The organism is uncultured Bradyrhizobium sp. (assembly GCF_936928535.1).
Classification (GTDB): Bacteria; Pseudomonadota; Alphaproteobacteria; order Rhizobiales; family Xanthobacteraceae; genus Bradyrhizobium.
On the sequence record NZ_CAKZHY010000107.1, the window covers coordinates 1 to 26,658 of the forward strand.

Here is a 26,658-nt window from a genome sequence, read left to right on the forward strand (position 1 = left end):
TTCCGCGGAGGGACTCTGGATTGCTTCGCTGCGCTCGCAATGACGAGGAGGATGAAGCCTCACTCCGCGGCGATCACCGTCAGTTCAGGCCATAGCGCCTGCCATCGCGCGGCCTTCGCGTTGTAATTCGTCACCGAAAAATTCAACGCCCGATTGGGCCGGACCATCAGCGCCGCGATATCATCGAAGCCGTGCGGCGCATAGACCTCATAACCGTCGCCCGCACGCTTAACGCCGACCTGGGTATTTTCCGTCAGGAAACGATCGATGCCGTCAGTCGAGCACGACAATGGCGGATAGGGCAGGGAATGCTTGGCCGGATACCACAGATGCACGCGGGCCTGGTTGCGGGTCTCGATCTTGGCGCCGAGATGATTGAGCTGCGTTTGCAGCTTGCGGATCACCGCGTCCTCCGCGTCCCAGGAGGTGTCGGGATCGAAGTAGAATACGTCGTAATCAGCAATGCCGTGATCGACGGCGCGGCCTGTGAGCACATTCCACACCGTCTGCACCAGGCATCCGGAGACCAGCCATGCATCCGGCAGCGCAAGGCTGCGCAGCGCATCGAGAACGGCGACGTTGACCGGGTTCTTCAGCGCGATCGCGAGAAAGCGAGCCTCATCCATCGTGAGCGTCACGCGCGTTTGCGCGCGCATCATAGTCCGCTCGCGCCGCCTTAGATGCCAGCGCACGCCAACGCCGCCGCAGCAGCGGCTCCACGATCGCGCGCTTGGCCTTGGACAGGCGGATCAGAACGATCGGATAATCGGCGTAGTGATCGGTGAAGTAGAAGATCTTCGGCTGGCTCTCGACCAGCATCGCGCGCTCGTCGATCGGAACGTCAGGCATCACCAGGCTGTCGCCGTCCTCTTTCAGGCGCGCCAGCATCTTCTTGCGCACCTTCAGCGCTGATGTGCCGTAGGAGGTGCCGTCCTCGACCTCCGGCCACGTCAGCGCAAATTTTCTGACGTCGTCGAAGGTCATCAGACCTCCTCAGTGCACGGCGGTGAAGAACCGCGCGAGGCGGAAGCCGGAGAGCCAGGTCCAGACCGGCTGGCCGCGCATGCCGAGATCCCAGGAGCCGAGCACTGCGTCGGCACGGCCGACAAGATTGTCGATCGGCAAGAGGCCGACGCCGCCGGAGCGCAGCGACACGCGGCTGTCGGCCGAGTTGTCCCTGTTGTCGCCAAGCACGAACAGATGTCCCGCGGGCACCGTCACTTCCGGCGTGTTGTCGAGCGGACCGTTGTCGCGCATCTTGAAGATGAGGTGCGAGACGCCGTTCGGCAGCGTCTCGACGTAACGGTAGGCCGGCTCGCTGCCGCCATTGTCGTCCTCGGCGGCACCGACGCCATCAGGCTTCAGTTCGGCGGGACGGTCGTTGATGAAGAGCTGACCCTGCCGCATCTGGATGCGGTCGCCGGGAAGGCCGACGACGCGCTTGACCCAAGCCTGCGAACGGTCGCCGGGCCAGCGGAACACCACGACGTCGCCCTGTTTCGGCGTTTCCGCGAACACGCGTCCCGTCTCAGGCAAATTGATCTGGATGGGCAGCGAGGAGGTGCCGTAGCCATAGGGGAATTTCGAGGCGAGCAGCGCATCGCCGATCAGCAGCGTCGGCTCCATCGAGCCGGACGGCACGTAGAACGGTTCGGCCAGCGCGCCCTTGGCAATGAACACGGCGGCCACGATGCCGGCGAGCTGTGCGATCTGTCCGACCCAGCCGCTGCTTTTCCGCTTGGGAGCGGCAGTTATCTTCTCAACGCTCATGCGCCCGTTCCACCCACCGTAATGCGTTCCATCAGAAGCGACGGCTGGCCGACGCCGACAGGCACGCCCTGGCCGTTCTTGCCGCAGGTGCCGATGCCGGTATCGAGCGCGAGATCGTTGCCGATCATGCGGATGCGATGCAGGTCGGTCGGCCCGTTACCGATCAGCATGGCGCCCTTCAGCGGCGCGCCCAGCTTGCCGTTCTCGATCTTGTAGGCCTCGGTGCACTGGAAGACGTATTTGCCCGAGGTGATGTCGACCTGCCCGCCGCCGAAATTCGCGGCGAACACGCCGTTCTTCACCGACGCGAGAATCTCGGCCGGGTCGCGGTCGCCCGCGAGCATGTAGGTGTTGGTCATGCGCGGCATCGGCACATGGGCATAGCCCTGGCGCCGGCCGTTGCCGGTCGGCTTCATATTCATCAGCCGCGCGTTCTGGCGATCCTGCATGTAGCCGACCAGGATGCCGTCCTCGATCAGCACAGTGCGGTTGGTCGGCGTGCCCTCGTCGTCGATCGACAGCGAGCCGCGCCTCGAGGCGATCGTGCCGTCGTCGACCACGGTGACGCCCTTGGCCGCGACCTGCTGGCCCATCAGGCCGGCAAAAGCAGACGTCTTCTTGCGGTTGAAGTCGCCCTCGAGGCCGTGGCCGACTGCTTCGTGCAGCATCACGCCGGGCCAGCCGGCGCCGAGCACGACGTCCATCTCGCCGGCGGGGGCCGGAATCGATTCCAGATTGACCAGGGCCTCGCGCAGCGCGCCGTCGGCGGCATCGCGCCACGATTTGGTTTCGATGAACTCGGCATAGCCGGCGCGGCCGCCATAGCCCTTGCTGCCGCTCTCCTGGCGGTCGCCTTGCCCGGCGACGACGGAGACGTTGACGCGCACCAGGGGACGGATGTCGCGATAGCTCTCGCCGTCAGGGCGCAGGATTTCCACCACCTGCCAGGTGGCGCCCAGGCTGACGCTGACCTGCCGCACCCGCGGATCCTTGTCGCGCAAATAGGCGTCGATCTCGGCGAGCAGTTTTACTTTCGTCTCGAAGCCCGGGGCATCGAGCGGGTTTTCATCGCCATAAAGGCGGACGTTGGTGTGTGGGGGCGGGGCGGCAAAGCTGCCCGAATAGCCGCCGCGGACGGCCGCGACCGCGTCGGCGGCGCGAATCAGCGCCGGCAGCGACACGTCGGAGGAATGCGCATAGCCGACCGCATCGTCCTTGACGGCGCGCAGGCCAAAACCCTGCGAGGTGTCGTAGGTCGCCTGCTTCAGCCGCCCATTGTCGAACATCAGCGCTTCGGTCTGGCTGTATTCCAGGAACAATTCGCCGTCGTCGGCACCGGAGAGCCCGCGTGCGACCTCGTTGCGAACCTGGTCGCGATCGAGATTGGCGCGGTCGAGCAGGGAGGATGTGGCAGGGTTGGTCATCGATCATCCATTGTCGGAGAGATGTCTGGCAAGATAATGGCTTCCCGGCCGTTCGGCGAGAGGGCGGGCCGTCACATTACGGAAACGACATGATTGAAATCATTGCGATATCCGAAGCGCACATCGAAAGCTTCCATCGAGCCCTGGATACGGTTGCGCGGGAGCGGCGCTATCTGGCCTTCCTCGAGGCGCCTCCGCCGGAGGCGATGCGCGGTTTCGTACTCGACATGATCGCGCAAGGGAATCCGCAATTTGTCGCCCTTTCCGGCGGCGACGTCGTCGGCAGGTGCGATGTCAGGCGGCATCCGCGCCCGATCTATGCCCATGCTGGCATCCTTGGCATGGGCCTCGTGCAGCCGTTTCGTGGCCAGGGCCTCGGAACGCGGCTGATCACGACGACGCTCGCCGCCGCGCGAGGAGCAGGCCTGTCGCGTGTCGAACTGTCCGTACGCGAAGTCAATTTGAGCGCGATCGCGCTTTACAAGAGGGTGGGCTTTGCCGTCGAGGGCTTGTCGCGCAACGCGGTCAAGATCGATGGCGTGTATGAGAACGTGATCCAGATGGCGGTGTTGTTTTAAGGGGCTCCTCTCGGCGTGCCGCCAGCCTCGGGCACGGCACCCGGCATTGGTGTCAATGCCGATGCTGCATCCAGTGCGGATCGGTGCTATGTTTGCCGCATGAATTATCAGGACATCATCTCCATCGAGCCCGGAAAGCGTGGCGGCCGACCCTGCATCCGCCACATGCGGATTGCCGTGGCGGATGTGCTCGGCTGGCTGGCCGCAGGTCAGACCCACGCTCAAATCTTCGATGATTTTCCCGAATTGACCGAGGACGATATCCGCGCTTGCCTGGCCTATGCCGCTGACCGCGAGAGACGACTGGTGACCGCGCCGATATGAGGCTTCTGTTCGATCAGAATCTTAGTTTCAAGCTTTGCCAGATGATCGCCGACCTTTTCCCGGATTCCAGTCACGCTCGGTCTCATGGGCTGTCCGAAGTTGCCGATCGCGTGCTGTGGGAGTTCGCAAAGGCAAATGACTTCGCGATCGTCACACAGGACGTCGATTTTGCCGAGCTGGCAGGCCTGCTGGGTTCCCCGCCCAAGGTGATCTGGCTCCGGACGGGCAACCAAACGACCGCGATGATCGCTTCCCAGCTTCGCCGGCACGCGCAGACGATTCAGTCCTTTGCGGACGACCCCGGCGCAGCTTGCCTCGAGATTTATAGCTAGCCCTACGGCAGCTTGTCATAGCCCTCGCCGAGCCCGTTCAGGCTGAGCGGGAAGCCGATGCCTTCTTCCGGGGTCTCGAAGATGATGAAGGTCGCGGTCTTGGCCGAGCGGAGCTGCCCGAGCAGCTTGTCGTCCATCACCACTTCCGCCACGCAGCCGTTGGGCAGGCATCTGACAAAACCGGCGCGGCCGACGTCCTGGTTGTCGAGCTTCAGTCCGAGGCCGGAGGGCAGCAGCACGCCGAGGGGAGCCACCACCCGCATCAGGCGGCTCTTCTGGTCGGCGGTCTTCAGCACGATCACGGTCAGGCCGGCATTGGAGCGGTCTTCCGCCACCACGCTCTGGATCAGGGCACATTGCTCGGCCTGGGCGCCCGGCGGGGTATCGCAGCGGATCTGCCAGTCGCCATGGACGGAGCGCACCGCGCCCTGCGCATGGGCTAAGCCAGGAATGGCAAGGAAAAGGACGACAGTCAGCAGGCCGATCAGCGTCGTGAGGTCCTCAGTCGGCCATCGAATCGATCTTGGAGCCGATCTTGCCATGCATCTCGAAAGCCCCATCGGGGTCGGTCCCTCTGCTCGCTCGGGTCGCTCGCGCTGGTGGACTGATACGGGAATCACGGCGTCTTGAAGGCAATTCACAAGCAAATTCCGCGCCGCCTTGGCCGCCATTGCCGCCACGAATCAGGTTCCTGCGGGGCCTCGCGCCTGTGCCTACAGCGGGCAATCCGGCTGTCAAGCCGCGGCATCCCGGCAAACGGTAATTTTGTCTGATGTTACTAGGAAATATCTTGCGGGTGATCGCTGACAGAGGGGCCTCAAGACTGCATTGCGATAGATCAAGAATTATGGTTTGAGAGGCTTGATTTCGGCGTTCTAGCGATCTGGCCCCAGTTCCTCTTAGAGGTATTCTTGCGCGGCGGTTTGTCAGACGGGCGGATCGAATAAGCGTTCCCCAAAAAGAGGGGAGTGCACTTGGGGTGATTTCGTTAGGGGAGCGCGAACGGCATGAGGATGTCGATGAGTCGGGTGGGCCGGCATTTGCTGGGATTGGCCACCATCGCCGTAGTGGCGGCTGGCATCATGCTGGCGACGGGTGGCGTGGCATTCGCCGAGCTCGGCCAGCCGGCGCCGTGGGAATGGCACCTGCAGCCCTCGGGCTCTCCGGTGATGGACAACATCGTCTGGTTCCATAACTTCTTGTCTGTCCTGATCATCGTGATCACGCTGTTCGTTCTGGCGCTGCTGGTGATCGTGGTGGTGAAATTCAACGCGAAGGCCAACCCGGTGCCGTCGCGGACCACCCACAACACGCTGATCGAGGTGGTGTGGACCCTGGTGCCAGTGCTGATCCTGGTCGGCATCGCGGTGCCGTCGTTCCGGCTTCTGTTCCTCGAGCTCGACGTGCCGAAGGCGGACCTGACTATCAAGGCGACCGGCAAGCAGTGGTACTGGTCCTATGCTTACCCTGATAACGGCAAGTTCGAGTTCGATTCGCTGTTGGCCCAGGACAAGCAGCCCCGCCTGCTCGGCGTCGACAACGAGATGGTGGTGCCGGTCAACAAGGTGATTCGCGTCCAGGTCACCGGCGCCGACGTCATCCACGCGTTCGCGCTGCCGGCGTTCGGCGTCAAGATCGACGCCATTCCGGGCCGGCTGAACGAGACCTGGTTCAAGGCCACCCAGACCGGCATGTTCTACGGCCAGTGCTCGGAGCTGTGCGGCAAGGACCACGCCTTCATGCCGATCGCCATTCGCGTGGTGAACGACCAGGAGTTCGCCTCCTGGGTTGAGTCGGCGAAGAAGAAATACGCGAGCGGCGGCACCAGCACCTTCGCCTCCGCGGCCGGCCCGACGCAGTAAGCGCCGGGCGGCTTGAGGGATTGAAAGCATAAGGGCGGGACCTCCACAGGTCCGAACGGGACGCAAGGCAGGATTTGAAAATGGCAACCAGCGCAGCGGCACACGGCGATCACGCGCAAGACCACGGACATGACCACGAGCACGCCCATCCGACGGGATGGCGTCGCTACGTCTATTCGACCAATCACAAGGACATCGGCACGATGTACCTGATCTTCGCGGTCATCGCGGGCATCATTGGTGCCGCGATGTCGATCGCGATCCGTGCCGAGTTGATGTTTCCCGGCGTGCAGATATTCCACGAAACGCACACCTATAACGTATTCGTGACCTCGCACGGCCTGATCATGATCTTCTTCATGGTCATGCCCGCGATGATCGGCGGCTTCGGCAACTGGTTCGTGCCGCTGATGATCGGCGCGCCCGACATGGCGTTCCCGCGCATGAACAACATCTCGTTCTGGCTGCTGCCGGCCTCGTTCGCGCTGCTGCTGATGTCGAGCTTCGTCGAGGGCGAGCCCGGCGCCAACGGCGTCGGCGCCGGCTGGACCATGTATGTGCCGCTGTCGGCCTCCGGCCATCCGGGCCCGGCGGTCGATTTCGCGATCCTCTCGCTCCATCTGGCGGGTGCCTCGTCGATCCTCGGCGCCATCAACTTCATCACCACGATCTTCAACATGCGCGCGCCGGGCATGACCCTGCACAAGATGCCGCTGTTCGTCTGGTCGATCCTGGTGACGGTGTTCCTGCTGCTGTTGTCGCTCCCGGTGCTCGCCGGTGCCATCACCATGCTGCTCACGGACCGCAACTTCGGCACGACCTTCTTCAATCCCGAGGGCGGCGGCGATCCCGTGCTGTTCCAGCATCTGTTCTGGTTCTTCGGTCACCCCGAGGTGTACATCCTGATCCTGCCCGGCTTCGGCATGATCAGCCAGATCGTCTCGACCTTCTCGCGCAAGCCCGTGTTCGGCTATCTCGGCATGGCCTACGCCATGGTCGCGATCGGCGGCATCGGCTTCGTGGTCTGGGCGCACCACATGTACACGGTCGGCATGTCCTCGGCGACGCAGGCCTACTTCGTTGCTGCGACCATGGTGATCGCGGTGCCGACCGGCGTGAAGATCTTCTCCTGGATCGCCACGATGTGGGGCGGCTCGATCGAATTCCGGGCCCCGATGATCTGGGCCGTGGGCTTCATCTTCCTGTTCACGGTCGGTGGCGTCACCGGCGTCGTGCTGGCGAATGCCGGCGTCGACCGCGTGCTGCAGGAGACCTACTACGTCGTCGCGCACTTCCACTACGTGCTGTCGCTCGGTGCCGTGTTCGCGATCTTCGCCGGCTGGTACTACTGGTTCCCGAAGATGACGGGCTACATGTACAACGAGACGATCGCGAAGACGCACTTCTGGTTCACCTTCATCGGCGTCAACCTGGTGTTCTTCCCGCAGCACTTCCTCGGCCTGTCGGGCATGCCGCGCCGCTACGTCGACTATCCCGATGCGTTCGCCGGCTGGAACCTGATCTCGTCGATCGGCTCCTACATCTCCGGCTTCGGCGTGCTGATCTTCCTGTACTGCGTGCTCGACGCCTTCATGAAGAAGGTCCCGGCAGGCGACAATCCGTGGGGTGCGGGCGCGACCACGCTGGAATGGACGCTGCCCTCGCCGCCGCCCTTCCACCAGTTCGAAGTGCTGCCCCGCGTGCAGTAAGCAACAACACTCCCGCGGCGCCCGTGACGGGCGGCTCTACAACGAAACGAGCAGGTTTAAGTGTCCGTCCTCGATCAGAATGCCATCGACATCAATCCCCGCATCTCGGAAGCGGAGGTTGGTGACTATCTCGCGCTGCTCAAGCCGCGGGTGATGTCGCTCGTGATCTTCACCGCGCTGGTCGGCATGGCGATGGCGCCGGGACACTTCCACTGGGTCCTGGCGATCACCTCGCTGCTCTGCATTGCCGTCGGTGCCGGCGCCTCCGGTGCGCTCAACATGGCGCTCGAGGGCGATATCGATTCCAAGATGTCGCGCACCGCCAACCGCCCGATCCCGCGTGGCCGCATCACCCGGCCTGAGGCGATGGCGTTCGGCATGACACTCGCCTTCTTCTCGGTGATGACGCTCGGCATCCTGGTCAATTGGATCGCAGGTGCGTTGCTCGCCTTCACGATCTTCTTCTACGTCGTCATCTACACGATGGGCCTGAAGCGCTGGACCGCGCAGAACATCGTGATTGGCGGCGCTGCCGGCGCGCTGCCGCCGGTGGTGGCCTGGGCCTCCGTCACAGGCACCGTCGACGTCGAGCCGCTGCTGCTGTTCGCCATCATCTTCTTCTGGACGCCGCCGCACTTCTGGGCACTGGCGCTGTTCCGTTCCGACGACTATGCCCGCGCCGGCATTCCGATGCTGCCCAATGTCGCCGGCCCGGACGCGACCCGTCTCCAGATCCTGCTCTACACCATCGTGCTGATCGCGGTGGCCGCAGCACCCTGGGCGCTCGGCTATTTCGACGCCGTCTACGGCATCGTCTCGCTGATCCTCGGTGCCGGCATGCTGCTGCTCGCGATCAACGTCTATCTGCGCCGCGAGCGCAGCCAGTCCCTGCGCGCGACGCGAAAACTGTTCGCCTTCTCGATCCTGTATCTGTTCGCGCTGTTCGCGACCCTGCTGGCCGAGGTCGTATTCCCCGTGCTTGCTCGGATGGTAGGGGGCGCATGATTGCGGTGATGGCTGACAAACCCGAGCCGGATGGAATCGTCCTCACCGAGGCGCAGAAGAAGAGCCGTCGCCAACGCTCCGTTGCAATTGCTCTGGCGCTCGGTGTGCTCGTCATCCTTTTCTTCGCCGTCACCATGGTCAAGGGGCCGGCGGTTCTAGTTCGCCCGATGTGACAGAGATGGATCAAAAGCCGATCATATCGCAGGATCAGAGCCCAACGGCCAAGAAGGGCCGTTCAAATGGCTTGAGCCGCGACGTGCTGGTCGCCTCGATCTGCGGCGGCGTGGTCGCATTGATGGTCGGGGCATCCTACGCGGCGGTGCCGTTCTACAATTGGTTCTGCCGCGCCACCGGCTTTAACGGCACGACGCAGGTCGCGACCTCCGCGCCCGCCACCGGCCCGATCGCGCGCAAGATCGCCGTGCGTTTCGATTCCAACGTCGCGCCCGGCCTGCCCTGGAAGTTCGAGCCCGAGCAGACCCAGGTCGAGGTCAATATCGGCCAGGTCACCACGATCTACTACACCGTGACCAACCAGGCCGCGCGCACCACCTCAGGGCAGGCCGCCTACAATGTCGCGCCGCTGACGGTCGGGTCCTATTTCCAGAAGATCAATTGCTTCTGCTTCACCGAGCAAACCATGGCGCCCGGTGAGAAGCGCGAGATGCCCGTGGTGTTCTATGTCGATCCGTCGATCGTCAATGACCACGACAATGACGGGCTCAGCACCATCACGCTGTCCTACACGTTCTATCCGGTGAAGGATCCGGTGGTGAAGCCGCTCGCATCCGGCGATGACGACAAGCGCAAGCGAAATCTCCAGCCGCCGGGTTGACGCTAGGGGCTGGGACAAGGGGATAAGTGCCTGATAGGCACGGGATTGAGGAGACAGACCGCAATGGCTACCGCGCAAGGCAAGCATCACGACTACCATCTGGTCGATCCGTCTCCGTGGCCGGCGGTCGGCTCGGTCTCGGCCTTCATCATGGCGGTCGGTGCGATCTCCTGGATGCACCACATGTACGCGGCCGCGCCGATCGTGTTCGGTGTCGGCACCGTCGGCGTGCTCTACACCATGGCGAGCTGGTGGGGCGACGTGATCAAGGAGGCCCAGTACAAGGGCGACCACACCCGCGTCGTGCAGATCAGCCACCGCTACGGCATGATTCTGTTCATTGCCTCCGAGGTGATGTTCTTCGTCGCCTGGTTCTGGGCCTATTTCAACGCGGCGCTGTTCCCGGCCGATGCCGTCCATGCCACCCGGGACGCGATCTTCGGCTGCGGCCTCGGCACCGCGGCCGGCGCCTGCTCGGTGCCGGGCTCCTGGCCGCCCCACGGCATCGAGACCTTCGATCCTTGGCATCTGCCGCTGCTCAACACGCTGATCCTGCTCACATCGGGCACCACGGTCACCTGGGCGCACCATGCCCTGCTCGAGAACGATCGCCAGGGCCTGAAATACGGCCTGATCCTCACCATCCTGCTGGGGGCGACCTTCACCTGCGTGCAGGCCTATGAGTACAGCCACGCGGCTTTCTCGTTCGCCGGCAATGTCTACGGCGGGACCTTCTTCATGGCGACCGGCTTCCATGGCTTCCACGTGCTGGTCGGTACCATCTTCCTGATCGTGTGCCTGGCGCGCGCCTATGCAGGCCACTTCACGCCGAAGCAGCACCTCGGCTTCGAGTTCGCCGCTTGGTACTGGCACTTCGTCGACGTGGTCTGGCTGTTCCTGTTCCTGTGCATCTATGTCTGGGGACACGGCGCCGAGACCATGGCCCACGGCGCGCACTGAGCCGCGTTGGACTAATCGAAGGGGCGGCCGCAGGGCCGCCCTTTTGCTTTCCGGAACTGTGATAGACTGACACGTGATGAATGAAGCGACCGACAATACGAAGCCGGAAACGACAGTGCTGCAAAGCGCGCTGCGCGGGCTCGCCTGCAAATGCCCGCGCTGCGGTGAAGGCAAGCTCTATGCGGGCTTCCTGACGCTGGCGCCCTCCTGCAACCGCTGCGGCCTCGACTACGGCTTCATCGATGCCGGCGATGGTCCTGCGATCTTCATCATCATGCTGGCCGGCGCGGTCGTGGTCGGCTGCGCGCTCGTGGTCGAGGTCAAGTATCAGCCGCCATTCTGGCTGCATGCCGTGCTGTGGCTGCCGCTGATCCTCGCCACCACGCTGCTGCCGCTACGCTCGATGAAGTCGCTTCTGATCGCGCTGCAATTTCATCACAAGGCAGCACCGGGCCGGCTGATCGACCGCGCGAAATGAACGAGACGACCCGCAAGCCCGGCGTGGCCGGCTTCATGCTGTTCACGCTTGTGCTGACCGCGGCTTTCGTCGCGCTCGGCATCTGGCAATTGCAGCGCCGCACCGCCAAGCATGAGCTGATCGCTGCGCTCACCGAGCGCCTTGCCGCAGCGCCTGTTGCGCTGCCGCCGCCCGGGCAATGGGCCGCGCTGACCCCCGCGCGCGACGAGTTTCGCCGCGTCAGCTTCACCGCGACCTATGCGCCTCTGCCGGATGCGATGGTCTATTCCTCCGGCTCCGCGGTGCGCAAGGATGCATCCACCCCCGGCACCTGGGCCTTCCTGCCGGCGCGGCTAGCCAGCGGCGAGATCGTGGTGATCGATGCAGGATTCGTCGAGAACACGATGCAGGAGCGCAGCGTCGAGGATCGCGCGGTGAAGAAGCTCGTCACCGGCGCGCCCGTGACGCTGTCAGGCTATCTGCGTTTTCCGGAGGCGCCGGGATGGCTGACGCCGGCCGACAATCACGACAAGCGCTTGTGGTTCGTGCGCGATCATCTGGCGATCGCGAGCGCCCTGGGCTGGGGGCCGACCGCGCCGTTCTACGTCGATCTCGAGCAGCCGGTGCCGGCGAACGGCATTCCGCGTCCGGGACCGCTCGACGTGCATCTGAAGGACGATCATCTGCAATATGCCATCACGTGGTTCACGCTGGCGGGCGCCGTGCTGATCGCGTTTGCCGTCTGGGCCCGGGGACGGCGACAGGACAGCGCGCGCCCGTAGGTTTCCGGGTGGGAACCCGCAATCGCCCGGACTTTATTATTCAGCACATATTCACGAGGGTGATCTTAAGCCGCCTCCAGTTTTTTCGCGGCAAACAGGATTGCTGGCGTTGAGCGATTTCGATCAGATGGGACTTGTCATTGATTGGGTGGACGCCTGCCGCAAGGGTGACCTCGCGAGCCTGCTCGACCTCTATGCCGATGATGCAGAGCTGGAATGCACGTGCAACGGCACGCAGATTTATCGCGGCCGGCGTGAGCTTGAAAGCTATTGGGGACCGAAGCTCAGCGCCTTTTCCTCGGCGGGTTTCGGCCTGGAGGAGATCCACCCGGCGCAGAACGGCGTCGATCTCGAATATTCCATCGCGGGCACGCTGCGCATCCGCGCCTCGTTTCGTTTCAGTGCGGAAGGCAAGATTGACAGCACGCTGTGCAAGCCGGGCGAGCAGGGCTCACACGATTGCGGCGCGTGCTAGTTTAAGTCGTCTCGCTCCTGGTCTCCCCAAGCGGAAGGCGGCAGCGCACATAGGTGCGTTCGTCCGCACGCAGCAGTGACAGCGAGCCGCTGAGCGCGCGCACGCGTTCGTGCATGCCGGTCAGGCCGCGGCCGAAGACATTGTCCGCGGGAAAGCCGCCGCCATCGTCGGAGACCTCGATCGTCAGCGCATCGCCCGACATCGCCGTCTCCACATGGGCATTGCTCGCTCCGGCGTGGCGCAGCACGTTGGTCAACGCTTCCTGGATGACACGGTAGACGGTCCGGGCCAATGGTCCGTCGACTCCGTTGAGTGCGGGATCGATCGTTGCGGTGAGGCCGATATGCGGCGCCTGCGAGCGAAAATTGCGGAGCAGCGTCTGCACGCTGGCCTCGAGACCCAGTTGCTCGATGTAGAGCGGCCGCAACCGGTCGAGGATGCGGCGATTGGTCTGCTGTAGCGCCTCGATCGATCGCATCACCTCCTGCACGGAATTGCCGAGATGTCCCGTCTGCGGCGAGGCTTCGCTCAGTGCGATCGTGCCGGCACGGATGCTGAACAGCAACGGGCCAAGTTCGTCATGCAGCTCGCGGGCGAGATCGTGCCGCTCATCATCCTGGAGCGACACCAGGCGATGCAACAGGTCGCGATTGTGCTGGCTTAATTGCGCCAGCGTTGCGGCAAGGGCATTGGCCTCCTCACAGCTCTGCCGGATCTCCGGCGGCCCCGCCACCGGGATCGGCGTCGTATAGTCGCCGCGCCGTATGCGCGTCAGACCTGCGCCGAGATCTTGCAGCGGCTGCAGCGCGGATCTCGCGAAGAGAAAGGCGATCGTTCCGGTCAACACCATCAGCACCGCGATGAGGCTCGTCAGGGCCAGAAAGCCGACCCATTTCTCGAACAGATCAGCCGATAAGTCGGGCACGAACACGAGGTCGCCAACGCGTCTGCCGTCGATGAGAACAGGAGATGCCGCGTCAAAATCCGGGATGGCGATCAGGTTCACAAACCAATGCGGCACGCCATGCACGTTGTGCAGGCCGTTCCTCACGGAAGGCGCAGGACCCGCATCCACGGACCGGAATTGGATATCATTGGAGGTGGTCAACGAGCCGACGAATGCGTCGAGCATCTTGCGCGGATCATCCGACGCGCTCAGGGTGCTGTTGAGGGCGACAGCGACGGCCCGGACCGAGCGTCGACCAGGTTCGTTCTCGTCTGCCAGCTGGCTGGCCGAGAAGCTCTGGAGTAACACGCCCCCCATGGCCAGCGCGGCGACAAAGCTCATGCCGAGTGGGAGGAACAACTGAGTTCTGAACGGAAGACGTTGCCACATTAGGTCAATTCTAACGCGCATTGGCGGGAATCTCTCTTTCCATTTGTTCCCGCCAGTCTATGAGTCGCCAAAACAAGAGAGTGCGCGATGCAAGATACAACCAAGCTGGCGACCCGGGTCCTGATCGTCGACGACCACCCCGTCGTGGTGTCAGGTTGTCGCACCCTGTTCGCCTCCGACCAATCCATCCGCATCGATGAAGCCAACGACGCCAAATCCGGACACAAGGCCTATATCAGCAAGCGACCAGACGTCACGGTCATCGACATCAGCCTGCCTGACGTCTCGGGCTTCGAGCTGATGCGCCGGATCCGCAAGGACGATCCGGACGCCAAGATCATCATGTTCAGCATGAACGAAGATCCGGCCTTCGTGGTGCGTGCGGTGGAGCTCGGCGCGCAGGGCTATGTCTCCAAGGGCGACGATCCCCGGATCCTGCTCAAGGCCGTGCGCAAGGTGGTCGCGGGCGACAACTTCATCTCGCCCCAGCTCGCGGAGGCCGTGACGTTTTCGGGCGCTGCGATCAAGGCTAATCCGGCCTCGCAAATGACGCCACGGGAGCTCGAAATTCTCCGCCTGCTCGGGCGCGGCAACAAGATCGTCGAAGTCGCCGAGGCGCTCGGTATCTCCTACAAGACCGTCGCCAACACCACCTCCCTGCTCAAGCAGAAGCTGGGAGCCAAGAACCATTCCGACTTGATCCGGATCGCGGTGGAAATCGGGATGAACTGACCCGTCAGGGCCGAACCGGCTGCTCCAGGACGCAGCCGGTTCGGCCGTTGGACCGGCCTGCCGCGCGTCCGGGCAATGTGGGGACCACGGCGGATACCTTCCGCCGACATAATGGGTCGGCGTGGCGTTCGTTCCCCGTCCTTCGTATGTTGTCAGGAAATAACGGCAATGATGCCAGGGTGTCGGCGAAGGGGTCGCCGGCGCTCGCCGGGGCATATCGGGAAAAACAGGAACATTTGGCACCGCGCGCCGTTTTTCTCCTTGACGATTCCGTGACAGGAAACGATAGCTCGAACCAACGATTTTCGGGGAAGGTGCCCCAGCGACGAAAACCGGGTCTGCACACGTCAACGACAGACCTTCCAAGAGAGGGGCTGCGGCATCGCCGCAGCCCTTTTTCGTTGGGCATGGTGCGGCCCCCCAAAACACTCTATGGTGCCGCAAAGCCTCTGGCTTGGTACTAGGAACATCGTGAAATCAAAGGCTTAAGGCCCGGATTCAGGTCCGGCCGGCCTTTGGAGGGCAGTTTGACTCGTTATATCTCGACCCGGGGCGAGGCCCCTGAGCTCGGCTTCTGCGACGTGATGCTGACCGGGCTTGCCCGCGACGGTGGTCTGTACGTGCCGGTGACCTGGCCGCACCTGTCGACAGAGACCATCGCTGGCTTCTTCGGCCGGCCCTATTGGGAGGTCGCGGTCGACGTCATCCGTCCCTTCGTCGGCGGCGAGATTTCCGACGCCGAGCTCGGCCGCATGGCGAACGAGGCCTATGCCACCTTCCGCCATCCGGCCGTGGTGCCGCTGCGTCAGATGTCGCCGCATCAATTCGTGCTGGAGCTGTTTCACGGTCCGACGCTCGCCTTCAAGGACGTGGCGATGCAGCTGATCTCGCGGCTGATGGACCATGTGCTCGCCAAGCGCGGCCAGCGCACCACCATCGTGGTCGCAACCTCGGGCGACACCGGCGGCGCCGCGGTCGAAGCCTTCGCGGGGCTCGAGAATGTCGACCTCATCGTGCTGTTTCCGCACAAGCGTATCTCCGAGGTGCAGCAGCGGATGATGACGACGACGGGCGCGGCCAATGTCCACGCGCTCGCCATCGAGGGCAATTTCGACGACTGCCAGGCGCTCGTGAAGGGGATGTTCAACAACCATCGCTTCCGCGATGCGACCTCGCTGTCCGGCGTCAACTCCATCAACTGGGCGCGGATTGTTGCCCAGGTGGTCTATTACTTCACCTCGGCGGTTGCCGCCGGTGCGCCGGCGCGTGCGGTCGACTTCATCGTGCCGACCGGCAATTTCGGCGACATTTTTGCCGGCTATGTCGCCAAGCGCATGGGCCTTCCAGTGCGCACGCTGCGCATCGCCGCCAACGTCAACGACATCCTCGCCCGCACGCTCAAGACCGGCATCTACGAGGTGCGGGAGGTGCACGCCACTGCCTCGCCCTCGATGGACATCCAGATCTCCTCGAACTTCGAGCGGCTGCTGTTCGAGGCGAGCAAGCGCGATGCGGCCAGCGTCCGCCGGCTGATGGAGCAGCTGAAGCAGTCGGGCCGGTTCGTGCTGCCGGACGCGACGCTTGCCGCGATCCGCGAAGAATTCGACGCCGGCCGTGCCGACGAGACCGAGACTGCAGCCGCAATCCGCGCCGCCTGGCGCGAGGCCGGCGAACTGGTCGATCCCCACACCGCCGTGGCGCTCGCTGTCGCTGATCGCGACACCACCGACACGACCGTGCCCAACATCGTGCTCTCGACCGCACATCCCGCCAAATTCCCTGATGCGGTGGAGGCCGCCTGCGGCCAGCGGCCGCTGCTGCCGGCCTGGCTCGATGGCCTCATGACCAAATCCGAACACATGAAGGTGATGAAGAACGATCAGGCCGAGGTGGAGCGGTTCGTGCTGTCGGTCAGCCGGGCCGCAAAACAGGGAGTTGCCGGATGAGCGTCGAGATTACCAAGCTTGCGTCCGGCCTGACCGTCGTTACCGACAACATGCCCCATCTCGAGACCGCCGCGCTTGGCGTCTGGGCCGGTGTCGGCGGCCGCGACGAGAAGCCGAACGAGCACGGCATCTCTCATCTGCTCGAACACATGGCGTTCAAGGGCACCACCGGGCGCTCCTCGCGCGAGATCGTGGAGGAGATCGAGGCAGTCGGCGGCGACCTGAATGCCGGCACCTCGACCGAGACCACGTCCTATTATGCCCGGGTGATGAAGGCCGACGTGCCGCTTGCGCTCGACGTGCTCGCCGACATCCTCGCCAATCCCGCCTTCGAGCCCGAGGAGCTCGAGCGCGAGAAGAACGTCATCGTGCAGGAGATCGGCGCGGCGCAGGACACGCCCGACGATGTCGTGTTCGAGCATCTCAACGAGCTCTGCTATCCCGACCAGCCGATGGGCCGCTCGCTGCTCGGCACCGCCAAGACGCTGAAGAGTTTCAACCGCGACTCGCTGCGCAATTATCTCTCGACCCATTACCGCGGCCCCGACATGGTGGTGGCGGCGGCCGGTGCCGTCGACCACAAACAGGTCGTCGCCGAGGCCGAGAAGCGGTTTGCGAGCTTCGAGGCGACGCCGGGGCCGAAGCCGCTGGCCGCCATGTTCGGCAAGGGCGGCGCCAAGGTCGTGCATCGCGAGCTCGAGCAGGCGCATTTGACGCTGGCGCTGGAAGGCGTACCGCAGACCGATCTGTCGCTGTTCTCGCTCCAGGTCTTCACCAACATCCTCGGCGGCGGGATGTCGTCGCGGCTGTTCCAGGAGGTGCGCGAGAAGCGCGGCCTCTGCTATTCGATCTACTCCTTCCACGCGCCCTATACCGACACCGGTTTCTTCGGCCTCTACACTGGCACCGATCCCGCCGACGCGCCGGAAATGATGGAAGTCGTGGTCGACATCATGAATGATTCGGTCGAGACCCTGACCGAGGCCGAGATCGCCCGCGCCAAGGCGCAGATGAAGGCGGGCCTGTTGATGGCGCTGGAGAGCTGCTCCTCGCGCGCCGAGCAGCTTGCCCGGCACGTGCTGGCCTATGGCCGGCCGCAGACGGTGCAGGAGCTGGTGGCCCGGATCGACGCCGTCAGCGTCGAATCGACCCGCGATGCGGCGCGTGCGCTGCTTTCGCGCAGCCGCCCTGCAGTTGTCGCATTAGGCAGCGGCAGGGGTCTGGACACGGCGGTATCTTTTGCGGAAGGATTGACCCGGGCGCGCGCCAAGGCGCGGCTGCACTAGGAGCCGCACTGGCGGGCGCACCACCCCGGGAAGCATCACCATGGCCCTGTTTCGCCTGCCGTCCAGTGGACCTGCTGCTCTCGCCCCCCGCGGCAACGGATTGTTGCTGCGCGCGCCGCAGATGTCGGATTTCCTGCAATGGGCGCATTTGCGCGAGTCCAGCCGCGATTATCTGACGCCGTGGGAACCGATCTGGCCGTCGGACGATCTGACCCGATCCGGCTTCCGCCGCCGCCTGCGCCGCTATTCCGAGGACATCGCCGCCGACCGCTCCTATCCATTCCTGATCTTCCGCGAGCTCGACGGCGCCATGGTCGGCGGCATCACGCTGGCCAATGTCCGGCGCGGCATCGTCCAGGCCGGCACCATCGGCTATTGGGTCGGCAGGCCCCACGCCCATCGCGGCTACATGACGGCAGCGCTCAGGGTGCTGCTGCCGACGCTGTTCGGCGAGCTCAATCTGCATCGCGTCGAGGCCGCCTGCATCCCCACCAATGCGCCGTCGATCCGGGTGCTGGAGAAGTGCGGCTTCTCCCGCGAGGGGCTGGCGCGCCGCTATCTCTGCATCAACGGGGTCTGGCAGGACCATCTGCTGTTCGGCCTGCTGCACGAGGATTTCCGCGGCTGAGCTGCGGCTCCCCGTACGGCCAAAGTCCACCTTTTTCCTGTCTTTTCCTGCCTTGGGATCGCCGATTTTGGCGATATAACCCGCGGGGTCGACCGGCGATCGGCCGGGATATTGTCATGGAGTACAGGCGTTCATGAATGAGCTTCGGTCATTGCGGAAGGCGCTGTGGCGGGGTCCGGTGATCGCGCTGGCGCTGTCGGTTTCAGTGGCGGCTGTCTCGCCGGTCGCGGCGCAGTCGCTGACCGACCGCTTCAAAAGCCTGTTCGGCGGCAAGTCCGACGAGTCCGCGCAGCCCAAGCCGGCGCCCGCGCCGGGGGCGCCTCAGGCCGATGACGAAATCGATTGCCCGCAGGTCACGGTGCGCGCCGGAGCGTCCACCTATGGCGTCGGTGCGAGCGGAAAGCCGGCTGTCGGCAACGACGTGCGCTTCCAGGCCTCGATCAGCAAGATGGCGCGCGAATGCATCCGCAATGGCGGCGAGATCACGGCGCGTATCGGCATCCAGGGCCGCGTCATCGCGGGCCCTGCTGGCGCACCTGCGACGGTCGAAGTCCCCTTGCGTGTCGCCGTGGTCCTGGGCGGCGTCGGCGAGAAGGTGATCGCCTCGAAGGCCTACCGGACCACGGTCGAGATGACGGATAGCGGCAGCGTGCCGTTCACCTTCGTCGCCGAGGATTTGACCTATCCGGTGCCGTCAGCCGCGGTCGCCGATAACTACATCTTCTATGTCGGCTTCGATCCGCAGGCGCTCTCGCCCGAGCCGAAGGCGCGGAGGAAGAAGTAGCTGCTAACTCTGCTGTGGCCGCAATTTCTGCTGTCCTGCCCGCGTAGGCGGGGCGTCCAGTACGCCGCGGCTTCTCGGTTCAAGCACTGCCGTCTCTGGAATACAGGATCACCCGCCTTCGCGGGTGATGACGGTTTGCATGGAGCTGGAGCACGCGATCCAACAAAAAAGCCGGCGCTCATCGCGCCGGCTTTTTGATGGATTGAGATATCGACCCTCAGTTCAGCTTCTGCCGAACCTCGGTGATGCCCTTGGCGAGCAGATCGTCGGCGACCTGGCCCTTGACCGACTGCGACAGGATCGTGGAGGCGGCCTGCACGGCGGCTTCCGCGGCTGCGGCGCGGACGTCGGCCACCGCCTGAGCCTCGGCGAGCGCGATCTTGCTCTCCGCGGTCTTGGTGCGGCGGGCCACGAAGTCTTCCATCTTCGCCTTGGCCTCGGTCGCGATGCGCTCGGCTTCGCTCTTGGCGTTGGCGATGATGTCGGCAGCCTCGCGTTCGGCCGAGGCGCTGCGTGCCTTGTAGTCGGCCAGCACCTTGGCGGCTTCCTGCTTCAGGCGCGTTGCGTCGTCGAGCTCGGCCTTGATGCGCTCGGCGCGCTTGTCGAGCGCTATCATCGCCTTCTTGAACACCCCGAGATAGCCGAACGCGATCATCAGGATCACGAAGGCGACGGCGACCCAGGTTTCAGGATCGAAGAACATATCGACTAACCCTTCAAGGACGCATCGACGGCGGCATTGACCGACGCCGTGTCAGGAACGACGCCGGTGAGCTGCTGCACGATGGTGCCTGCAGCATCGGCCGCGATGCCGCGGACGTTGCTCATGGCGGTCGCGCGGGTCGAGGCGATGGTCTTCTCCGCCTCGGCGAGCTTGGCCGCCAATTGATCCTCGAGCGTCTTGCGCTCGGCTTCCGCCTGCGCGTTCGCCTTGTCGCGGGATTCGTTGCCGATCGCCTGTGCGCGCGAACGCGCCGAAGCAAGTTCGCCCTCATAGGCCTTCAGCGCCGCCTCGGACTGGTCCTTCAGCGTCTGCGCCTCAGCGAGGTCACCCTCGATCTTGTTCTGACGCGCCTCGATCGCACCGCCGACCTTCGGCAGAGCGAGCTTGGATACGATCACGTAAAGCAAGACGAAGAAGATCGCGAGCGACACCAGCTGCGAAGCGAAGGTGCTGCTTTCGAACGGCGGAAACGCGCCGGCGTGATGACCGCCATCGGCTTCTGTGTGGGCGTCGGTCGCCGGAGCTTTCGCCCCGCCATGACTCTCGGCCATGGAGTACTCCTGTTGCTGTCACGCGCCGCTTCGGATGAAGCGGCGCGGAAGAAGTCGTTCTTTAGAAAACGAACAGCAGAAGCAGCGCGATCAGCAGCGAGAAGATGCCGAGCGCTTCGGTCACGGCGAAGCCGAAGATCAGGTTGCCGAACTGGCCCTGAGCGGCCGACGGGTTGCGGACGGCTGCGGCGAGATAGTTGCCGAAGATCACGCCCACGCCGACGCCCGCACCGCCCATGCCGATGCACGCGATGCCCGCGCCGATAAGTTTTGCTGCTGTCGGATCCATTTTTGACTCCTTGGAAGAAAGATTGGGTTGTGGTGGAAATTCCCCGGACCGCTCAGTGTCCCGGATGAATGGCGTCGTTGAGATAGATGCAGGTCAGGATCGCAAACACATAGGCCTGCAGGAACGCGACCAGGATCTCGAGGGCATAGAGCGAGATCGTGAGCGCCAGCGGCAGCACGCCGCCGACCCAGCCGATGGCGCCGAGCGAGAAGCCCAGCATGGCGACGAAGCCCGCGAACACCTTCAGCGCGATGTGGCCGGCCAGCATGTTGGCGAACAGACGAACGCTGTGCGAGACCGGTCGCAGGAAGAACGACAGGACCTCGATGAACATGACCAGCGGCAGAATGTAGCCGGGGACGCCGTGGGGAACGAAAATCTTGAAGAACTTCAGGCCGTTCTTGGCGACGCCGTAGATCAGCACGGTGAAGAAGACCAAGAGCGCCAGCGCCACGGTGACAATCAGATGGCTCGAGATCGTGAAGGTATAGGGAATGACGCCGACAAGGTTCGACACGCAGAGGAACATGAACAGCGAGAACACCAGCGGGAAGAACTTCATGCCTTCCGTGCCGGCCGTCGAACGGATGGTCGAGGCGACGAATTCGTAGGAGATCTCGGCGACCGACTGCAGGCGGCCCGGAACCAACTGGCTGCCGCTCGCCAGCATCAGTATCGAGATGATGGCCACGGCCACCAGCATGTAGAGCGACGAATTGGTGAAGGCGATCGTATGATTGCCGATATGGCCTAGCGTAAAGAGAGGCTCGATGTTGAACTGGTGGATCGGATCGATTTTCATCGGCGCGGCATCTCTTGGTCTGCCGGACGAGCCGGCGTGTCTCGGTCTGCCGGCCGGGCCGGCCCGCACCGGCGAAACCGGCGCGACAATTCCTCTCCGTGTGTCGGATCGGCCTTAAGAACCACCGCGCCTGTTCTGACCCGCGCCCGCCGACCTCACCACATTCACCACGCCGGCCACGAAGCCCAGCAGCGTGAACACGATAAATCCGAAAGGCGACGTCGACAGCAAGCGGTCGAACCCCCAGCCAATCCCCGCCCCGACGATGACCCCGGCGATCAACTCGGAGGATAACCGGAAACCAAGCGCCATCGCCGAGGCTCTGGCCGCTCCGTCCTCACCGTTACCTGCGGGTTGCTCGGTCTTGATGTGGCGGCCGCGAAATTCGGACAACCGCTGATCGAGACTTCCGAGCCGTTCGGAAAGCGCAGCTTCCTCGGGCGATCTATCGCGACCTCCATTCCCGCTGTGTCCCGTGTCTTGAGCCATGCCACGAAGACCCGAACACTGCGGTTGAATGGAAATTACGCCCGCCACCCTCAAAAGCCGCGCGGACCATACTGACCGCACATAATCAAGTCAAGCCAAGTCACGAGCGCGTCGTGATCGGGTATGTATTTGATTTTACTTGAAATATTGACCCGCACGCGAGCGCTGCACACAGCGTGACGCCGCACCGCAGCAGCCATGCGCGCGATCGGCCGCTATGGCCGATATTTCGCCGCGCTCTCGGGATCAAACGGGCGGCGGCCAATGTTGATTCCGCAGGTGCGGTTTTTGGCGACGGATTCGCACATGCTGTCGATGCGCCGCTGGCCGCCGGGGTGTAGAATTCTGGCGTGTGCCACCTGCGCAGCGTGGCGGAGAGCACGATGTATCAGGCAAAATCATCCACAACATCATGGGGCGCGGCGGCCATCGTCGTGGTTGCAGCCGTCAGTGGCAGCTTGGTTGCCGCGCAATCCGCGCCCGACGGCGAAAACGGCCGCTACAGCATGACACCGATTCCCGAGGGGGTGCTGCGGCTCGACACCCGCACCGGCACGGTCTCGACCTGCACCAAGAACGATAGCGGCTGGGCCTGCTACGCCGTGCCCGACGAGCGCTCCGCGCTCGATGCCGAGATCGGCCGTCTTCAGGCCGAGGTCGAGAAGCTCAAAGAGCAGATCGCCGCAGGTCCCACCGTCTTAGGCAAGATCGACGAAGCGCTGCCGAAATCCGACCCGCTGAAAAAGGCCGAGCCAAAGGTCGCCGAGGGCGATCGGAAGCTGGAGATCCCGCTGCCCAGCGATCAGGATCTCGATCGCGCGATGTCGTTTCTCGAGAAGGCCTGGCGCCGGCTCATCGACATGGCCAACCGCGTGCAGAAGGACGTGTCGGGGAAGATTTGAGGTGGGGCTAGGACGACGTAACGGAAGAAACTTTGATGTCATCAGCCAGATCCCTGACCCGCTCCACACCGTCGACGGCGCCCGCCACCAGCGTCAGCACGGCGACCTTGTCGGTGCAGACCTCAGGCTGCGGCTTCATCGACCTCACGGCCGAGGCCGCGAAGTTCATCGCCGAAGTTCATGCACGGGACGGCGCGCTGACGCTGTTCATCCGCCACACCTCGGCCTCGCTGACCATCCAGGAAAATGCCGATCCCTCTGTGCTCGTCGATCTCACCACCGCGCTGGCGCGATTCGCGCCTGATGATGAAGACGCAGGCTGGACTCACGACACCGAAGGGCCGGACGATATGCCGGCGCATGTAAAGACGATGTTGACGCAGACCTCGTTGCAGGTGCCGGTGCTGGGCGGCAAGCTCACGCTCGGCACGTGGCAGGCGATCTATCTGATCGAGCATCGTACCCGTCCGCATCGGCGCGAAGTCGTGCTGCAATTCATCGGCGCATCGCGGTGACAAAGCAAACCGGCCGCGGATCGCTCCGCGGCCGGTCGTTTTGTCTGCGTAGCGTGCGGCAACTTACATCTTGGTGATGTCTACGTCCTTGGTCTCGGGGACGAAGAGGAAGCCGACCACGGCTGTGATCGCCGCGAACACGACCGGGTACCACAGGCCGGAGTAGATATCGCCGGTCGATGCGGTGATCGCGAAAGCGGTTGCGGGCAGAAGGCCGCCGAACCAGCCGTTGCCGATGTGGTAAGGCAGCGACATCGAGGTGTAGCGAATGCGGGTCGGGAACAGTTCGACCAGCATTGCCGCGATCGGCCCGTATACCATGGTGACAAAGATCACGAGGATGAACAGCAGGCCGATGAGGGCCGACACCTGCGGACGGAAGATGTCGAAGGGGTTCGACATCTTGACGATGCCCGCGTCACCCGCCTTCGGATAGCCCGCCGCCTGCGTCGCCGCAGTGATCGCGGGGTTCGACGTCTTGGCGTCCGTGTAGGGCACTTCCTTGTCGTTGACGATGATCTTCACGGCGCCCGCCGGTCCCGCAACCGTGGTGTACTTCACCGACGACTGGGCGAGGAAGGCGCGGGCCGTGTCGCAAGGCGCGGTGAAGACGCGGGTGCCGACCGGATTGAACAGATCGCCGCAGCTCGCGGGATCCGCCACCACCTGCACCTTGACCGTCTCATAGGCCTTTTCCAGCGCCGGGTTGGCGTTGGACGAGATCATCTTGAAGATCGGGAACAGGGTGAGTGCACCGATCAGACAGCCCGACAGGATGATCGGCTTGCGGCCGATCCGGTCGGACAGCGCGCCGAACACCAGGAAGAAGCCGGTGCCCAGCAGCAGCGACCAGGCGATCAGGAGGTTGGCGGTGTAGCCGTCGACCTTCAGGATCGATTGCAGGAAGAACAGCGCGTAGAACTGGCCGGTGTACCAGATCACCGCCTGGCCCATGGTCAGGCCGACCAGCGCCAGGATCACGATCTTGGCGTTGCTCCAGTTGCCGAAAGCTTCCGTCAGCGGAGCCTTGGACGTCTTGCCTTCCTCCTTCATCTTCTGGAACACCGGCGACTCGTTGAGGCGCATACGGATCCAGACGGAGATACCGAGCAGGAACACCGACACCAGGAACGGAATGCGCCAGCCGCCCCAATAGGCGCCCGGAGCGCCGGCAAAGCCCGGCTCGCCGGTCGCGGTGCGGGTGAACAGGATCACCAGCAGGGACAGGAACAGACCAAGCGTCGCGGTGGTCTGAATGAACGAGGTGTAATAGCCGCGCTTGCCAGGCGGTGCGTGCTCGGCGACGTAGGTCGCCGCACCACCATATTCACCACCGAGCGCGAGGCCCTGCAGCAGGCGCAGGCCGATCAGGATGATCGGCGCCGCGATGCCGATCTGCGCGGCACCCGGCAGCAGGCCGACGATGAAGGTCGACATACCCATGATGAGGATGGTGACGAGGAAGGTGTATTTGCGGCCGACGATGTCGCCGATACGGCCGAACACGATCGCGCCGAACGGACGGACCAGGAAGCCCGCCGCAAAGGCCAGCAGCGCGAAGATGTCGCGCGTGGCCTGATCGAACATCGGCTTGCCGTCGGCGCCGGCGATGGTGAAGAACTGCGTGCCGACGATGCCGGCCAGCGATCCGTAGAGGTAGAAGTCGTACCACTCGAAGACGGTACCGAGCGACGATGCGAGGATGACGAACCTCTCATCCTTCGTCATGCCGCCGGATCGTACCGACGTTGCAGCCATTGTGGACATTGTGAATGCGCTCCCCGAATCTCGTTTCCTCGCCTCCCAGCTGTCCGGGCATGCCGGATCAACCCAGGTCTTGCCCCCAAGGTAACATCGGCGTGAAACCCCTCCCAATACGACTTTCGGCCTTTCACACTGACACGCAACTGACGGTGCGGAGTTATAGTGCCGGGCCCCGGCGCACGGCTTGCGGATTAACCCCTTTCCCGCAAAGGAATAATGTGCCCTTGCATGCCACGGCCGGCCGGGAAAGAATTGACCGTAGCGCCAGTCCAGACTACTGGCCCTGATGTGAACGACAGCAAGAGATCGATGAACGCTCCTTCTACCCATCTCGTCATTGCCGACGACCACCCGTTGTTCCGCGATGCGCTGCGGCAGGCGGTGGCGGGCGTCCTCTCAACGGCGAAGATCGACGAGGCCGGATCGTTCGAGGATCTGACCAAGCTGCTGGAACAGACCTCCGACGTCGACCTGGTCCTGCTCGACCTCTCGATGCCCGGCATCTCCGGCTTCTCCGGCCTGATCTATCTGCGCGCGCAATATCCGGCGATCCCTGTCGTGATCGTCTCGGCCTCCGACGACAGCGCCACGATCCGCCGCTCGCTCGATTTCGGCGCTTCCGGCTTCATCCCGAAGCGGTTCGGGGTCGAGACGCTGCGCGATGCCATCCTCAAGGTGATGGAGGGCGACGTCTGGGTTCCCGCCGACACCGACCTGACGGCCGCCGCCGACCCCGACATGACCAAGCTGCGCGACCGCCTGGTGACCCTGACGCCGCAGCAGGTGCGGGTGCTGATGATGCTGTCGGAGGGACTGCTCAACAAGCAGATCGCCTACGAGCTCGGCGTCTCCGAGGCGACCATCAAGGCCCACGTCTCGGCGATCCTGCAAAAGCTCGGCGTCGAAAGCCGCACCCAGGCCGTGATCGCTGCCGCCAAGATTGCAGGTGGTCAATGGAAGCAGGGCACGCCGACGGGGTAGGGCGCGTAGCCCGTAGCCCGGATTGAGCGAAGCTTAATCTGGATCGCTCGTGCTTGTGGCGCCAACCCCGGATTTCGCCACGCTCCACCCCGGCGACAAGCGCTTGCAGTATCCGACGGGAAAACACGCAAGAGTTGGGTCAATCAGAGCGATCTCGGTGTCATCGTCCGCGCAGGCGGATGATCCAGTATTCCAGAGACGCATTGATTGTATCGAGAAGCCGCGGCGTATTGGTTTCCCCGCCTTCGCGCGGAATGACAGCGTCATTTGGAAAACCAGCCGTGTCTCTCGCTCCGTCATTGCGAGCGCAGCGAAGCAATCCAGAGTCTTCCTGCGCAGGGGTTCTGGATTGCTTCGCTGCTGTTCAGTCCGGAGACATGACTGACAGGTGTTCGGAGACATGGTTGACACGTCAA

Annotated in this window: 32 protein-coding genes; 20 read left to right on the plus strand and 12 right to left on the minus strand. The window is 63.8% G+C overall.

What is annotated here, in order from left to right:
* Positions 1-59 precede the first annotated feature (59 nt).
* From Q0687_RS22780 to tldD, 4 genes are read right to left on the minus strand one after another with little or no spacing between them, the layout of a single operon-like run.
* On the minus strand, positions 60-626 hold the full coding sequence (locus Q0687_RS22780) for a nucleotidyltransferase family protein (protein ID WP_298881654.1): 567 nt from the start codon (positions 624-626) through the stop codon (positions 60-62).
* Positions 619-984: an MmcQ/YjbR family DNA-binding protein gene (locus Q0687_RS22785; protein ID WP_298881656.1), complete on the minus strand. Its 366-nt coding sequence runs from the start codon at positions 982-984 to the stop codon at positions 619-621. Before Q0687_RS22785 ends, Q0687_RS22780 begins: the two co-directional genes overlap by 8 nt.
* A gap of 9 nt (positions 985-993) precedes the next feature.
* Entirely contained in the window at positions 994-1,770 is a 777-nt protein-coding gene (gene lepB / locus Q0687_RS22790; protein ID WP_298881659.1) for a signal peptidase I, read from the minus strand.
* Positions 1,767-3,194, minus strand: a complete 1,428-nt coding sequence (gene tldD, locus Q0687_RS22795) for a metalloprotease TldD (RefSeq protein WP_298881662.1) — start codon at positions 3,192-3,194, stop codon at positions 1,767-1,769. Before tldD ends, lepB begins: the two co-directional genes overlap by 4 nt.
* A gap of 89 nt (positions 3,195-3,283) precedes the next feature.
* Here tldD and Q0687_RS22800 point away from each other — a divergent pair, with 89 nt between their 5' ends.
* The 3 genes from Q0687_RS22800 to Q0687_RS22810 all read left to right on the plus strand — a co-directional run bounded on the left by Q0687_RS22800 (position 3,284) and on the right by Q0687_RS22810 (position 4,428).
* Positions 3,284-3,772 carry a GNAT family N-acetyltransferase gene (locus tag Q0687_RS22800; RefSeq protein ID WP_298881739.1) on the plus strand — a complete coding sequence of 163 codons (489 nt, stop codon included), beginning with the start codon at positions 3,284-3,286 and terminating at the stop codon, positions 3,770-3,772.
* Positions 3,773-3,871: 99 nt separating this feature from the next.
* The gene (locus Q0687_RS22805) at positions 3,872-4,096 is read left to right on the plus strand and encodes a DUF433 domain-containing protein (RefSeq protein ID WP_298881665.1); all 225 of its coding nucleotides are present in this window, start codon (positions 3,872-3,874) and stop codon (positions 4,094-4,096) included.
* On the plus strand, positions 4,093-4,428 hold the full coding sequence (locus Q0687_RS22810; RefSeq protein ID WP_298881668.1) for a DUF5615 family PIN-like protein: 336 nt from the start codon (positions 4,093-4,095) through the stop codon (positions 4,426-4,428). Before Q0687_RS22805 ends, Q0687_RS22810 begins: the two co-directional genes overlap by 4 nt.
* 2 nt (positions 4,429-4,430) lie before the next feature.
* Here Q0687_RS22810 and Q0687_RS22815 read toward each other — a convergent pair whose 3' ends face one another.
* The gene (locus tag Q0687_RS22815) at positions 4,431-4,988 is read right to left on the minus strand and encodes an invasion associated locus B family protein (protein ID WP_298881670.1); all 558 of its coding nucleotides are present in this window, start codon (positions 4,986-4,988) and stop codon (positions 4,431-4,433) included.
* Positions 4,989-5,435: 447 nt separating this feature from the next.
* Between Q0687_RS22815 and coxB the strand changes: the two genes are divergently transcribed.
* From coxB to Q0687_RS22860, 9 genes are all read left to right on the plus strand, one after another.
* Positions 5,436-6,290: a cytochrome c oxidase subunit II gene (gene coxB / locus Q0687_RS22820; protein ID WP_298881673.1), complete on the plus strand. Its 855-nt coding sequence runs from the start codon at positions 5,436-5,438 to the stop codon at positions 6,288-6,290.
* An 80-nt stretch (positions 6,291-6,370) separates the two neighbouring features.
* Positions 6,371-7,999 carry a cytochrome c oxidase subunit I gene (gene ctaD / locus Q0687_RS22825; protein ID WP_298881676.1) on the plus strand — a complete coding sequence of 543 codons (1,629 nt, stop codon included), beginning with the start codon at positions 6,371-6,373 and terminating at the stop codon, positions 7,997-7,999.
* 60 nt (positions 8,000-8,059) lie between these two features.
* A complete protein-coding gene (locus tag Q0687_RS22830) occupies positions 8,060-9,004 on the plus strand; it encodes a heme o synthase (RefSeq protein WP_298881681.1) in 945 nt (314 codons plus the stop codon).
* Positions 9,001-9,177 carry a CoxF protein gene (locus Q0687_RS22835; protein WP_298881684.1) on the plus strand — a complete coding sequence of 59 codons (177 nt, stop codon included), beginning with the start codon at positions 9,001-9,003 and terminating at the stop codon, positions 9,175-9,177. The genes Q0687_RS22830 and Q0687_RS22835 overlap by 4 nt, the downstream gene beginning before the upstream one ends.
* A 5-nt stretch (positions 9,178-9,182) precedes the next feature.
* A complete protein-coding gene (locus Q0687_RS22840; RefSeq protein ID WP_298881685.1) occupies positions 9,183-9,839 on the plus strand; it encodes a cytochrome c oxidase assembly protein in 657 nt (218 codons plus the stop codon).
* A gap of 63 nt (positions 9,840-9,902) precedes the next feature.
* Positions 9,903-10,799 (plus strand): cytochrome c oxidase subunit 3, encoded by an 897-nt coding sequence (locus Q0687_RS22845; protein WP_298881687.1) that lies wholly within the window; start codon positions 9,903-9,905, stop codon positions 10,797-10,799.
* A gap of 76 nt (positions 10,800-10,875) precedes the next feature.
* Positions 10,876-11,277, plus strand: coding sequence for a DUF983 domain-containing protein (locus Q0687_RS22850; protein WP_298881689.1), 402 nt, complete (start codon positions 10,876-10,878; stop codon positions 11,275-11,277).
* Complete coding sequence (locus tag Q0687_RS22855; protein ID WP_298881692.1) at positions 11,274-12,038, plus strand: SURF1 family protein; 765 nt, start codon at positions 11,274-11,276, stop codon at positions 12,036-12,038. Before Q0687_RS22850 ends, Q0687_RS22855 begins: the two co-directional genes overlap by 4 nt.
* A 109-nt stretch (positions 12,039-12,147) precedes the next feature.
* On the plus strand, positions 12,148-12,513 hold the full coding sequence (locus Q0687_RS22860) for a nuclear transport factor 2 family protein (RefSeq protein ID WP_298881695.1): 366 nt from the start codon (positions 12,148-12,150) through the stop codon (positions 12,511-12,513).
* Between the two features lies 1 nt (position 12,514).
* On the opposite strand, the gene Q0687_RS22865 is transcribed toward Q0687_RS22860, so the two are convergent.
* Positions 12,515-13,849: a histidine kinase gene (locus Q0687_RS22865; protein ID WP_298881700.1), complete on the minus strand. Its 1,335-nt coding sequence runs from the start codon at positions 13,847-13,849 to the stop codon at positions 12,515-12,517.
* Positions 13,850-13,936: 87 nt separating this feature from the next.
* Between Q0687_RS22865 and Q0687_RS22870 the strand changes: the two genes are divergently transcribed.
* The 5 genes from Q0687_RS22870 (at position 13,937) to Q0687_RS22890 (ending at position 19,225) form a co-directional block, all read left to right on the plus strand.
* The gene (locus tag Q0687_RS22870; protein WP_298881703.1) at positions 13,937-14,581 is read left to right on the plus strand and encodes a response regulator transcription factor; all 645 of its coding nucleotides are present in this window, start codon (positions 13,937-13,939) and stop codon (positions 14,579-14,581) included.
* A gap of 527 nt (positions 14,582-15,108) precedes the next feature.
* Positions 15,109-16,527: a threonine synthase gene (gene thrC, locus Q0687_RS22875; RefSeq protein WP_298881706.1), complete on the plus strand. Its 1,419-nt coding sequence runs from the start codon at positions 15,109-15,111 to the stop codon at positions 16,525-16,527.
* Positions 16,524-17,813 (plus strand): pitrilysin family protein, encoded by a 1,290-nt coding sequence (locus Q0687_RS22880; RefSeq protein ID WP_298881709.1) that lies wholly within the window; start codon positions 16,524-16,526, stop codon positions 17,811-17,813. The genes thrC and Q0687_RS22880 overlap by 4 nt, the downstream gene beginning before the upstream one ends.
* 40 nt (positions 17,814-17,853) lie before the next feature.
* Positions 17,854-18,441, plus strand: coding sequence for a GNAT family protein (locus tag Q0687_RS22885; RefSeq protein WP_298881711.1), 588 nt, complete (start codon positions 17,854-17,856; stop codon positions 18,439-18,441).
* Between the two features lie 133 nt (positions 18,442-18,574).
* On the plus strand, positions 18,575-19,225 hold the full coding sequence (locus Q0687_RS22890; protein ID WP_298881713.1) for a hypothetical protein: 651 nt from the start codon (positions 18,575-18,577) through the stop codon (positions 19,223-19,225).
* 217 nt (positions 19,226-19,442) lie between these two features.
* Here Q0687_RS22890 and Q0687_RS22895 read toward each other — a convergent pair whose 3' ends face one another.
* The 5 genes from Q0687_RS22895 to Q0687_RS22915 form a co-directional block, all read right to left on the minus strand.
* Entirely contained in the window at positions 19,443-19,928 is a 486-nt protein-coding gene (locus tag Q0687_RS22895) for an ATP F0F1 synthase subunit B (RefSeq protein ID WP_298881714.1), read from the minus strand.
* Positions 19,929-19,933: 5 nt separating this feature from the next.
* The gene (locus Q0687_RS22900; protein ID WP_298881717.1) at positions 19,934-20,500 is read right to left on the minus strand and encodes a F0F1 ATP synthase subunit B; all 567 of its coding nucleotides are present in this window, start codon (positions 20,498-20,500) and stop codon (positions 19,934-19,936) included.
* A 61-nt stretch (positions 20,501-20,561) separates the two neighbouring features.
* Entirely contained in the window at positions 20,562-20,789 is a 228-nt protein-coding gene (locus Q0687_RS22905; RefSeq protein WP_092238250.1) for a F0F1 ATP synthase subunit C, read from the minus strand.
* Positions 20,790-20,841: 52 nt separating this feature from the next.
* Positions 20,842-21,591, minus strand: a complete 750-nt coding sequence (locus Q0687_RS22910) for a F0F1 ATP synthase subunit A (protein WP_298881720.1) — start codon at positions 21,589-21,591, stop codon at positions 20,842-20,844.
* 114 nt (positions 21,592-21,705) lie between these two features.
* On the minus strand, positions 21,706-22,080 hold the full coding sequence (locus Q0687_RS22915; protein ID WP_298881723.1) for an AtpZ/AtpI family protein: 375 nt from the start codon (positions 22,078-22,080) through the stop codon (positions 21,706-21,708).
* A gap of 383 nt (positions 22,081-22,463) precedes the next feature.
* On the opposite strand from Q0687_RS22915, the gene Q0687_RS22920 reads away from it, so the two are divergent.
* Together Q0687_RS22920 and Q0687_RS22925 are read left to right on the plus strand one after the other, a co-directional pair.
* Positions 22,464-22,982: a hypothetical protein gene (locus tag Q0687_RS22920; protein ID WP_298881725.1), complete on the plus strand. Its 519-nt coding sequence runs from the start codon at positions 22,464-22,466 to the stop codon at positions 22,980-22,982.
* Positions 22,983-23,017: 35 nt separating this feature from the next.
* Positions 23,018-23,497: a secondary thiamine-phosphate synthase enzyme YjbQ gene (locus tag Q0687_RS22925; RefSeq protein WP_298881728.1), complete on the plus strand. Its 480-nt coding sequence runs from the start codon at positions 23,018-23,020 to the stop codon at positions 23,495-23,497.
* A 63-nt stretch (positions 23,498-23,560) separates the two neighbouring features.
* Here Q0687_RS22925 and Q0687_RS22930 read toward each other — a convergent pair whose 3' ends face one another.
* Positions 23,561-25,264 (minus strand): MFS transporter, encoded by a 1,704-nt coding sequence (locus Q0687_RS22930; RefSeq protein WP_298881731.1) that lies wholly within the window; start codon positions 25,262-25,264, stop codon positions 23,561-23,563.
* A gap of 306 nt (positions 25,265-25,570) precedes the next feature.
* Between Q0687_RS22930 and Q0687_RS22935 the strand changes: the two genes are divergently transcribed.
* Complete coding sequence (locus tag Q0687_RS22935; protein ID WP_128954341.1) at positions 25,571-26,242, plus strand: response regulator transcription factor; 672 nt, start codon at positions 25,571-25,573, stop codon at positions 26,240-26,242.
* The last annotated feature ends 416 nt before the right edge of the window (positions 26,243-26,658 follow it).

Bases quoted from the DNA above. Each gene is read 5' to 3' on its own strand.
- tldD (WP_298881662.1), bottom strand. From the start codon at position 3,194: ATGACCAACCCTGCCACATCCTCCCTGCTCGACCGCGCCAATCTCGAT.
- Q0687_RS22785 (WP_298881656.1), bottom strand. From the start codon at position 984: ATGACCTTCGACGACGTCAGAAAATTTGCGCTGACGTGGCCGGAGGTC.
- Q0687_RS22930 (WP_298881731.1), bottom strand. From the start codon at position 25,264: ATGTCCACAATGGCTGCAACGTCGGTACGATCCGGCGGCATGACGAAG.
- Q0687_RS22900 (WP_298881717.1), bottom strand. From the start codon at position 20,500: ATGGCCGAGAGTCATGGCGGGGCGAAAGCTCCGGCGACCGACGCCCAC.
- Q0687_RS22810 (WP_298881668.1), top strand. From the start codon at position 4,093: ATGAGGCTTCTGTTCGATCAGAATCTTAGTTTCAAGCTTTGCCAGATG.
- Q0687_RS22895 (WP_298881714.1), bottom strand. From the start codon at position 19,928: ATGTTCTTCGATCCTGAAACCTGGGTCGCCGTCGCCTTCGTGATCCTG.
- Q0687_RS22815 (WP_298881670.1), bottom strand. From the start codon at position 4,988: ATGGGGCTTTCGAGATGCATGGCAAGATCGGCTCCAAGATCGATTCGA.
- Q0687_RS22855 (WP_298881692.1), top strand. From the start codon at position 11,274: ATGAACGAGACGACCCGCAAGCCCGGCGTGGCCGGCTTCATGCTGTTC.
- Q0687_RS22885 (WP_298881711.1), top strand. From the start codon at position 17,854: ATGGCCCTGTTTCGCCTGCCGTCCAGTGGACCTGCTGCTCTCGCCCCC.
- Q0687_RS22845 (WP_298881687.1), top strand. From the start codon at position 9,903: ATGGCTACCGCGCAAGGCAAGCATCACGACTACCATCTGGTCGATCCG.
- Q0687_RS22935 (WP_128954341.1), top strand. From the start codon at position 25,571: ATGAACGCTCCTTCTACCCATCTCGTCATTGCCGACGACCACCCGTTG.
- Q0687_RS22910 (WP_298881720.1), bottom strand. From the start codon at position 21,591: ATGAAAATCGATCCGATCCACCAGTTCAACATCGAGCCTCTCTTTACG.
- Q0687_RS22840 (WP_298881685.1), top strand. From the start codon at position 9,183: ATGGATCAAAAGCCGATCATATCGCAGGATCAGAGCCCAACGGCCAAG.
- Q0687_RS22920 (WP_298881725.1), top strand. From the start codon at position 22,464: ATGTATCAGGCAAAATCATCCACAACATCATGGGGCGCGGCGGCCATC.
- Q0687_RS22805 (WP_298881665.1), top strand. From the start codon at position 3,872: ATGAATTATCAGGACATCATCTCCATCGAGCCCGGAAAGCGTGGCGGC.
- coxB (WP_298881673.1), top strand. From the start codon at position 5,436: ATGAGGATGTCGATGAGTCGGGTGGGCCGGCATTTGCTGGGATTGGCC.
- Q0687_RS22915 (WP_298881723.1), bottom strand. From the start codon at position 22,080: ATGGCTCAAGACACGGGACACAGCGGGAATGGAGGTCGCGATAGATCG.
- Q0687_RS22800 (WP_298881739.1), top strand. From the start codon at position 3,284: ATGATTGAAATCATTGCGATATCCGAAGCGCACATCGAAAGCTTCCAT.
- Q0687_RS22890 (WP_298881713.1), top strand. From the start codon at position 18,575: ATGAATGAGCTTCGGTCATTGCGGAAGGCGCTGTGGCGGGGTCCGGTG.
- Q0687_RS22865 (WP_298881700.1), bottom strand. From the start codon at position 13,849: ATGTGGCAACGTCTTCCGTTCAGAACTCAGTTGTTCCTCCCACTCGGC.
- ctaD (WP_298881676.1), top strand. From the start codon at position 6,371: ATGGCAACCAGCGCAGCGGCACACGGCGATCACGCGCAAGACCACGGA.
- Q0687_RS22870 (WP_298881703.1), top strand. From the start codon at position 13,937: ATGCAAGATACAACCAAGCTGGCGACCCGGGTCCTGATCGTCGACGAC.
- lepB (WP_298881659.1), bottom strand. From the start codon at position 1,770: ATGAGCGTTGAGAAGATAACTGCCGCTCCCAAGCGGAAAAGCAGCGGC.
- Q0687_RS22780 (WP_298881654.1), bottom strand. From the start codon at position 626: ATGGATGAGGCTCGCTTTCTCGCGATCGCGCTGAAGAACCCGGTCAAC.
- Q0687_RS22850 (WP_298881689.1), top strand. From the start codon at position 10,876: ATGAATGAAGCGACCGACAATACGAAGCCGGAAACGACAGTGCTGCAA.
- Q0687_RS22880 (WP_298881709.1), top strand. From the start codon at position 16,524: ATGAGCGTCGAGATTACCAAGCTTGCGTCCGGCCTGACCGTCGTTACC.
- Q0687_RS22925 (WP_298881728.1), top strand. From the start codon at position 23,018: ATGTCATCAGCCAGATCCCTGACCCGCTCCACACCGTCGACGGCGCCC.
- Q0687_RS22835 (WP_298881684.1), top strand. From the start codon at position 9,001: ATGATTGCGGTGATGGCTGACAAACCCGAGCCGGATGGAATCGTCCTC.
- Q0687_RS22905 (WP_092238250.1), bottom strand. From the start codon at position 20,789: ATGGATCCGACAGCAGCAAAACTTATCGGCGCGGGCATCGCGTGCATC.